The 4,198-nt window shown below is 32.8% G+C and carries 4 protein-coding genes; all 4 read right to left on the reverse strand.

Features of this window, described 5'->3' with window-relative positions; translation table 11 throughout:
• Positions 1 to 581: 581 nt before the first annotated feature.
• Entirely contained in the window at positions 582 to 947 is a 366-nt protein-coding gene (locus HOG71_08920; GenBank protein ID MBT5990966.1) for a TIGR03987 family protein, read from the reverse strand.
• Positions 948 to 1,222: 275 nt separating this feature from the next.
• Complete coding sequence (locus HOG71_08925) at positions 1,223 to 2,020, reverse strand: DUF481 domain-containing protein (protein MBT5990967.1); 798 nt, start codon at positions 2,018 to 2,020, stop codon at positions 1,223 to 1,225.
• A 320-nt stretch (positions 2,021 to 2,340) separates the two neighbouring features.
• Positions 2,341 to 3,108, reverse strand: coding sequence for a hypothetical protein (locus tag HOG71_08930; GenBank protein ID MBT5990968.1), 768 nt, complete (start codon positions 3,106 to 3,108; stop codon positions 2,341 to 2,343).
• 254 nt (positions 3,109 to 3,362) lie between these two features.
• On the reverse strand, positions 3,363 to 4,198 hold an 836-nt coding region (locus HOG71_08935; protein MBT5990969.1), incomplete at its 5' end, for an MFS transporter.

A 4,198-nucleotide genomic window follows, 5' to 3' on the forward strand; every position in this document is an offset into this window, starting at 1 on the left:
CGTAAAAGCGAATTCTGATTTGATCTTTGATGACAGATTCTTCGTACCTCAGAATGAACAGAAAACTTAGGACAATCACCATCCAATTATTGCCAATCCTGACGGAGGAAGGATCTGAAGGCTGAGAGTGAAATAGTAGATTGTAACATAAAAGAAAACTCAGTTTACTCTTTGATGACAGATTCTCCGTACCTAAGAATGACAGAAAACCAAGACACACACCATCCAATTATTGCCAATACTGACAAAGGAAGGATCTGAAAACCGAGAATAAAACAGCAACTAATAAAGTAAAAGCAAATTCTGACTTGATCTTTGATGACAGATTCTTCGTACCTCAGATGACAGAAAACCAAGACACACACCATCCAATTATTGCCAATACTGACAAAGGAAGGATCTGAAAACCGTGAATAAAACAGCAACTAATAAAGTAAAAGCAAATTCTGACTTGATCTTTGATGACAGATTCTTCGTACCTCAGAATGAACAGAAAACTTAGGACAATCACCATCCAATTATTGCCAATACTGACGAAGGAAGAGACTTGAGTCAATCTTCAAAAAAGGAATGTTGATTCTTTAATGCATCGTTCCAAACACCATCCCTGTAATCATAGGAATTAACCAGATAATCCATACAAAAAGGCTGTATTTGTGGAATTTCAAAATCATTTTTTCATTTTTCTTTGCAAGGACAATAGTTGCCCAAATAGCATGAAACAGCATAAGAAGAATAGCCAACATCCCAGTTAAACCATGAAAATTAAACTGGAATACAGATCCAGCCAATACTCCCATTGCACCAGTTCCAGTTGAATCGGCTGCTACACCAAACCAAAAAACAATAGCATGCCACCACTTAAGTTGTCCCTTAATTTTTTCAGCCCAAACACCAACTGTGTATAGTACAAATGCAAGATTTATGAATCCAACAGCAATGATCATTGTTTTGTCCATGGTAGATTTTTAATTGCGATATGCAAAAATACGTATTGCTCCTTAATTTAAATTGAGAATTATTGGGGACGCAAAAAAGATAAAACTAGGACAAAGCAGACCTCCTAAAAGCATAATAATCAGTAAAACCACTGGAATCTGTATTGAAATTTCCAAAACTATTACAGTATATTCTCTACTTAAAGTACCTGGATATAATTTGGCTATCGGATATCAGCTGAAACGAAAATTTTTAGGTATAAAAAATCAGTCACTCTCCAATGCTAGAAGGAAACTTCAAACGAAAACAAAATCTTGTTATACAATTTATCAATAGGAACAACAGGCTTATAGTCGTAGATATTTTGATATTGTAAAACCAAACCTAAATGTTCGGTAAAATTATACTTAATACTTGAACTACTTGCTAACCTTGGAGAAGCAAATAATTCTTCAAAGCTACTTTGATAATATAAACTAATGTCAAAATCGAAATTGAAGTCTGTTTTCAATTTAAAACTTACATAACTACCTAATTTATACTGCTCTCTGACAACATCTATTGGATTTGTTGGAACTAGATCATCCCGAACTCCATGATAATTCCATTTCTCAAATTCATAAAAAGGACCTGTTCCAAAATAAAATCCAATCATTTCAGAAAGATATATTCTGTATCTCAGATTAATTCCTCCAGCATATTTTAACTCCAAACCTCTTGATTCTGACCAATGTAACTGCGAATAGGGCTCAAATACAAACCTGCTGTCAAAAGTTTTTCTATATTCTATGTATAAAAAACCTCCACTCAATAATACTTCCTTGCCATATTTTGACAGTTCAATCTTGTTTGCAATTGTAATCGCACTTTTTTTCATTCGGAACGTAATATCCGATGTATTTTCAAATTCAATTAAATTTTCTTTAAGATTTTGAAATTTAAAATCAGGGACAATATTTCCCTTAATCAATTTACTTGTATCAAGTATGACAGAAAAACTTTCCGTATGAAGAATTTGGCCATAAGTACGAGTAAAACTTATCAAAATCAAAAGAGAAATAACTAATGTTCTAGTTTTCATGTATTTAATTATTTTAAAAGGTCATATTGCCAGTCCCGATTTATCGGGATAACTCGCATATAATCATTTCCTTGTGCCTGCACACTGAAGTGTTTCGGAACATAGGTATGTGTATTGACTTTTACTCATGCTCGTTTTATACAATTAAATATTATCTAGTTGTTATGAAGTGCTAGATAATATAATATCCATCAATTTAGTGGTTTGCTTTTTTGATCCCTATTTCTAATTTTCAAATTAATTTATATTCTATTATCTGCTATAAATTATACTAAATAAGCAGTATTTGATTTCGCATATTCAGCAATGCTCGTTCTATATTATTGATTAGATTTCAGTTCAATCAAGCTATCTTGCTTTATCTTTATCAATCCTCTTTTTGGTCTATCTAAATCTATTATAATAAACACAACTAAAACAATCAAAAATGTAAACATTACAGTTGATATATATGCTCTTTTTAATCCCAGACCTGAAGTATAACCCATTAATGCGCCACCTATTATGAAAACAATAAAAAGTAAAAACAATATTACTTCAGGAACGTGCCTTTGTAAAACTGCATTTCTTTCACCTCTTGCATCAATTACGTCATTTAGTGAAGTAATAAAATAGCCTGTTGTAACTGGCCTGGGGTCAATTTCAGCAGCTTTGATAGCTGAGTCCCAAATTTGAGTTTGAATGAAATCTGTTTTTTGATTTATGGATTTTCGTTCACTTTCTTTTGTCAAGTCAATTGAACTTATTTCAATTCTTAAATCAATATATTTTTGCAAAAGATCATATGTTATTGAATTATATTGTTCCGGTAAAAGTTTTGTTCTTAATAATGACGTTCCAATTGCATTTGCTTCCTGAATCACCGCATAGCTTCTGTTATCAAATCTCTGCAATGCCATATTAAAAGTGAATCCCAACAAAAGAGCTAACAAACCTAAAATTCCTGCTTGAATTGTATTCGTTTGAGCCTTTACTTCATTGTCTGTTTTTCGTTGAAATCGCCTACCTATTCGGAAACAAACTTCGTAGGCTAATAAAATAGCGGCAAACAAAAGCCCAACAATTAAAATACTGTTTTGGTTATACATAATTTCACCGTTCATATTAAGTTATAAATTTAATTAATTTTTCAAATCAATCGTGTAGAAAAGTGTCTAGCAGCCAACTATTTAATTTCTTTTCTCTTTTACTGCAATAAAAAGAACACATTATAAGCCATTTCATCAAAGTGAGTTTAAAAATGCATTATGTATTTAAATTAAATATTTCGTACATGCTATACTTATTCCTCTTTAGGCTTAATGTCTATTTATGTTGTTTACTATATCTATATATCGTCAAGTTAATCTGCTTTTCCCCTAGCCAATGAAGCAAATACACCAATCAAACAAAGGAATGAAAAGGTCAGAAATAAAATTTTCATTGCAATCAGAAAATCAGGAAAATTGGAGGGATTAATGGTTGCCTCACCAATGAATATATTGATCACCAACATGGCTATTCCCATCGAAAACATTTGACCCGTTAAACGCATGGTGCTCAAGCTTGCCGAAGCTATCCCAAGATACTTTTTCTCAACTGAACTCATAACTGCATTGGTATTTGGAGATGAAAATATGCCAAAACCAAAGCCTAATATGATGAGTGACAAAACAATGCTTAGTTGACTGGTATCTGCATTGAAAAAAGCCAAAATGGATAAACCCACAACAGTAATTGCCATACCCAAAGAAGCCAACCAACGTGCATCAACCCGATCAGATAATCGACCTGCCAAAGGTGAAAAAACAGCCATCATAATGGGTTGAGCAACCAATATCAAACCTGCATCCCGTGGACTCAATCCTTTCACAAATTGCAAATACAAGCTTAGCATAAAGGTAATTGCAAAAGTGGCACTATAGTTTATTAAAGCAGCCATATTGGAAAAGGCAAAAACTCTGTTTTTAGTAAATAATCTCAAATCCAAAACCGGATAATCGAGTTTTCTCTCTAATAAAATAAATGCTACTAACACAAGTAAACCTAGCGATAAAAACACATAACCACTTTGAGAAGGCATTCGGGAAAGGCCATACATTATGCCAAATAAAGATGCAGCATAAATAATCGATCCAATCCAGTCAAACTTTTCTCCTTTTGCTTCGGCCCATTCTCCTTTCAGTTTAAAAATAACTA

The sequence above is a fragment of the Bacteroidota bacterium genome, from assembly GCA_018698135.1.
GTDB lineage: Bacteria > Bacteroidota > Bacteroidia > CAILMK01 > JAAYUY01 > JABINZ01.

Excerpts from the sequence above, each read along its gene's own strand:
- HOG71_08920 (MBT5990966.1), bottom strand. The coding sequence starts at position 947 with ATGATCATTGCTGTTGGATTCATAAATCTTGCATTTGTACTATACACA.
- HOG71_08925 (MBT5990967.1), bottom strand. The coding sequence starts at position 2,020 with ATGAAAACTAGAACATTAGTTATTTCTCTTTTGATTTTGATAAGTTTT.
- HOG71_08930 (MBT5990968.1), bottom strand. The coding sequence starts at position 3,108 with ATGTATAACCAAAACAGTATTTTAATTGTTGGGCTTTTGTTTGCCGCT.